Annotated in this window: 3 protein-coding genes and 3 pseudogenes; 2 read left to right on the top strand and 4 right to left on the bottom strand. The window is 39.7% G+C overall.

Annotated features, from left to right (window positions below):
• Nucleotides 1-256: 256 nt before the first annotated feature.
• Nucleotides 257-1,018 (bottom strand): annotated as a pseudogene (locus tag ACFINM_RS09465) (PBSX family phage terminase large subunit); the annotation flags it as partial.
• A 175-nt stretch (nucleotides 1,019-1,193) separates the two neighbouring features.
• On the opposite strand from ACFINM_RS09465, the pseudogene ACFINM_RS09460 reads away from it, so the two are divergent.
• Nucleotides 1,194-1,697, top strand: a pseudogene (locus ACFINM_RS09460) (integrase family protein); the annotation flags it as partial.
• Nucleotides 1,698-2,267: 570 nt separating this feature from the next.
• On the opposite strand, the gene ACFINM_RS09455 reads toward ACFINM_RS09460, so the two are convergent.
• From ACFINM_RS09455 to ACFINM_RS09445, 3 genes are all read right to left on the bottom strand, one after another.
• The gene (locus tag ACFINM_RS09455; RefSeq protein WP_375641247.1) at nucleotides 2,268-2,552 is read right to left on the bottom strand and encodes a type II toxin-antitoxin system RelE/ParE family toxin; all 285 of its coding nucleotides are present in this window, start codon (nucleotides 2,550-2,552) and stop codon (nucleotides 2,268-2,270) included.
• Nucleotides 2,545-2,763 (bottom strand): TA system antitoxin ParD family protein, encoded by a 219-nt coding sequence (locus ACFINM_RS09450; RefSeq protein ID WP_005773872.1) that lies wholly within the window; start codon nucleotides 2,761-2,763, stop codon nucleotides 2,545-2,547. Before ACFINM_RS09450 ends, ACFINM_RS09455 begins: the two co-directional genes overlap by 8 nt.
• A gap of 488 nt (nucleotides 2,764-3,251) precedes the next feature.
• Nucleotides 3,252-3,935 (bottom strand): DNA adenine methylase, encoded by a 684-nt coding sequence (locus ACFINM_RS09445; RefSeq protein ID WP_375641249.1) that lies wholly within the window; start codon nucleotides 3,933-3,935, stop codon nucleotides 3,252-3,254.
• A 150-nt stretch (nucleotides 3,936-4,085) separates the two neighbouring features.
• Here ACFINM_RS09445 and ACFINM_RS09440 point away from each other — a divergent pair.
• Nucleotides 4,086-4,210 (top strand): annotated as a pseudogene (locus tag ACFINM_RS09440) (integrase); the annotation flags it as partial.

Here is a 4,210-nt window from a genome sequence, read left to right as displayed (position 1 = left end):
AGTCCTTTCTTATACAAATTTTATCCACACACTCATCCCACTTGCTATGTGCAAACGAGTGGTTTTGATTGATTCAATATAAACAGATTTGAAATAAAAGAATCTTACGTTATTCGGGTCTTTAACTCAATATGAATAACGCTAGATTATCATTATAAATCAATAGCTTGCTACCAACTCACAAGCTTACGAAACAAACCTTCATGAGAGAGATCAGATACATTGCTGTCTTTCTCTAAATGTTCATCATCATGTATCATTCTGCCATCCATGAGGTACTCTCATATTCCGTTCTGCCGCTATAAGCTGGTCGCTTTTGTATTTCTTTTGGTGGTTTGTATGAAATACACATCAGTCCAAAGGCATCTGCCCCATGACTGGACCAATCATGCTCTGCTCCCAAGCCAATATTACGCTTCTCATCCCATTTCTCGTGATACCAGTTCAGTGCCTTACGTCCTGCTACTGTCGTCTTCTCATTAAACCAAACAGAAGGCAAAACACGGCGGACTGTTTCTATACGTATCTTAACAGCCCCTGCTCCCTGATTAGGGATAACTTTTGTTTGAAAGCCTGCCTGTTTAAGAGCGCTCTCAAAACTCACATTGTGCACACGGTCTCTGGTCGCACCATCATGGGGGAGAACCATCAATGCCTTCTCATAACCGTTTTGACGCAACCAACCGATATGTTCCGATAAAGGCTGCCCCTGTGCTTCGTAATAATCAAGCACTCTGATCTCTCTACCAACAAATTGCGCTATCCATATCGCTGTTGCATTTGCCTTGGCGCCCGTCCCCCCAATGTCCCAAAAAGCACGTATTTGCATTAAAGAATCACGAGCAACACGCCCTATCCGCCCCTCTTGCTCGGCTGCCAACATTTCCTTTTGATAATAAGCGCCTTGAACCGCTGTAAGATAAGCCCCTTCCCAGATATGCTTATAGGTCTCGGGGTGGTTTCTCAGATCATCCAATCGTGCTTCATTCAAGATCTTGGGAAACTTCGGATTGTCTGTTCAAGATATTGATTTATAATGATAATTCACTGTTTTGTATATTGAATGAGAGTCCCCAATATCGTAGGATTCTCTCATTTCAAAGCTGTTTATCTTTAATCAATCAAAACTACTCATTTGCACATAACAAGTGGGATGAGTGTGGGGATCAAATTTGTATAAGAAAGGACTTAAAATGGCTCTTATGAACCGTCTTAACGCAAGATCTATCGCAACATTGGGGGCTGGCAAATATAATGATGGCGCCGGCTTGCTTCTTCATAAGCGTAAAGATGGAGGTGCTCAATGGCTGTATCGTTATACCATTCATGGGCGCCGTCGTGAAATGGGCTTGGGGGCGTTGCGAAATGTTTCTTTAAAAAAAGCCCGTGAATTAGCAAATCAATGGCGTTCTGTTTTGCATGAGGGTCGTGACCCCATTAAAGAACGCAATAAACAAATTCGTCTTAATCTTTGTCTCAAACATGCGGCTGCTTTGGGTTTAGATGTTGATTTACAAGCAGTAACAAAAGCACAAGCTCTCTTAGGCAAACAACGCCATAAAATCAAAAACCTACCTGCAATGGATTGGAAAGATGTTCCCGCTTTTTATAAAACGCTTTGCCAAACAACAAACCCCACACAACTGGCTTTGCGTTTGCTTATCCTTACAGGGGTTCGTACCAATCCCTTGCGTCATAATGAAGCTATAGCAGATAGTAAGGGATTTTTCTATGGCATTAATATGACGTTGATGCAGCAGGCACGTGTAGCCTTTCCAGAGGTTGTACTTAAGACTGAGCTAAAATTAGCAAATTAAACCCTTCTTATTCGTATTTGCGCAAGAGAACTGAGGTGTAACTTGTTGAGCGTAGAAACACCATGCATGATTATGTGCGCATTGAGCTATAGGACTTAGTTGTATTTAGTATTTTGCGGCTTGAATTTACCGAGGAAAGTGCGAAGCGTTAAATTTATAACAGATGCTACTGACTTACCTCTAATCTAGTAAAGTTCTATCATGACAAAGCCATTTGTTGGGGTGTACGGAAGAGCTTTGTTTTTAACTCAAGTTAGAGGTATGTAATAGCAGATGAGTGCAGTACTCCTTTGCTGCAAAGTCCTCCAATCGGTTTAGCTAAAAATATTATGCCGCAATTAGGTGCCCAATATAGCTTGATCATGTCTATAAATTTTGGTTTAATACCTTTAGCACTGGAGAACTTTAGTAAAATTAATGCTGTGTGCCTCTATCAAGTTGTAAAATATATTATGCTTTAAGATCTCGGTAAAAATTTTCATGAGAGCCAAGTGCTAACAAGGTCAAAGTAATCGTGTGATCTTCATAGCTGTAAGCAAGCAGCGTCAATTGCTTGGCCATTTTAAATTTATAGACAAAAACACCAGAAAGATCACCTGTTTTGGCTTGACCAATGGTGGGCGTTTTCATAATGACGCGAACAGCTTGGTTTAGATCTTGTTTTTGGTTGGCATGCAGTTTTTTGACAGTTTTTTTAAATGAATGGGTTTGTAAAACTTGCATAGATTCAGCCAAATTCGAATGCTGTTACATCGCCATCTGCATTTTCTTGTTGTCCAAGTAAGATTGCTTGAATAAATTGAAAGGAGAGATCTGGATTTTCTTCGGCTATTTTGCCCATACGCGACCAATATTCAATTTGCTTAGGAACCGAGCGGCTATAAACAGACGCGTAACGCTTAGCCTCATTAATGAGATCATCAGACAGTTTAACAGTTGTAGCCATGACTATACTCCTACCTTACAATAAGGTGGTAATATAGTTCAAAAGGTGTTAAAAAGCAACCTTTGAAACACAATAACCTTAGCAGATCTCTAACACAATTCCTTCTCTCACAGCCATCTTTCTTAATATCTGAAAGAAGAGAAAATAAAAGATAAATTTAGAACTAAATGATCGAGAATAAGCTCTAAAAAGGTTCGGGATAGGCAGAAAATAAGTTAAAAGAATCAACGGAATCAAAATTCCCGAACTTCTATATAATCTATTGATTTTATATAAATATAGCATTCCTACCCCCTCCGCCACAGCACTTTTGTCGTGCTATAAATTATTGATTCTATATGTCTTGTATGTAACTTGTCAGCAGGTTTTGCAGCAATTCATTTTTAAAATTCACGTCTTTTTTAAAAAATTAAAGGGGTTTTCAAAGGGTCTTCAAAGGCCTTTCAAAGATCATTTAAAGACCCTTTAAGGCAGCTTTTTCTCCTTTGCTAAAAGTCGCAATTTGAGATGATGAGCTCTTGAGCTGGAATTGGATTATTTGAACTGCATGTATAAGATATGGTGACTTCTTTTATCTTAAATGGGCTAAAGCTTTTGCGAATCTCCGGCACATCATTGAGTGACAGAAGAAACTTTCCCTTTAATTGTGCAAGCAGTGTGGACATCCTCTGATAATCCTCTCGCTTAAACAAATCCTTGCCATAGTAATCCTCAACACCCCAATAAGGCGGATCAAGGTAAAACAAGATGTTGGGACGATCATAGCGCCTAATAAACTCAAACCAATCTAAATGTTCAATGGTCACACCTGCTAAACGACGGTAAATAAGCTTTAAGGAGGCTTCAAGTTTGAGACTATTAAACCGTGCACCACGGTGTGGATCAACTCCAAACGTCTGTTTTGCCACTTTGCCACCAAAACTCAACCGCTGCAGATATAAAAACCGCAATGCCCGCTCTAAATCTGTCAGGGTCTTGGGATCTTGGGTGCGTAACCGTTCAGACGCCTCACAGCTACTCACCTGGAACTCCAACAGATCCATGAAAGGGTAATAATGGCGTTGCAACACCCGAAAAAAATTCACCACATCACCTGAACGATCATTGATCACTTCATATAAAGGAACTAATTTTCTCCTTAAAGATACAACGTATTGATTTATAATGATAATCTAGCGTTACTCATATTGAATTAGACCCTCGAATAACGCAAGATTCTCTCATTTTAAATCTGCTTATCTTGAATCAATCAAAACCACACCTTTGCACGTCACAAGCGGGATGAGTGTGTGGATCAAATTTGTATAAGAAAGGATTTAAAAATGGCTCTTATGAACCGTCTTAATGCAAGATCTGTCGCAACATTGGGGGCTGGCAAATATAATGATGGTGCCGGCTTGATCCTCCATAAGCGTAAAGATGGTGGTGCTCAATGGCTTTATCGTTA

Origin of the sequence: Bartonella sp. AA168HLJHH (assembly GCF_042197365.1) — a bacterium.
Classification (GTDB): Bacteria; Pseudomonadota; Alphaproteobacteria; order Rhizobiales; family Rhizobiaceae; genus Bartonella.
The sequence above is the reverse complement of the archived record's forward strand: the minus strand, read 5'-3'. Positions and strand labels throughout refer to the sequence as shown.

Excerpts from the sequence above, each read along its gene's own strand:
- ACFINM_RS09450 (WP_005773872.1), bottom strand. The coding sequence starts at position 2,763 with ATGGCTACAACTGTTAAACTGTCTGATGATCTCATTAATGAGGCTAAG.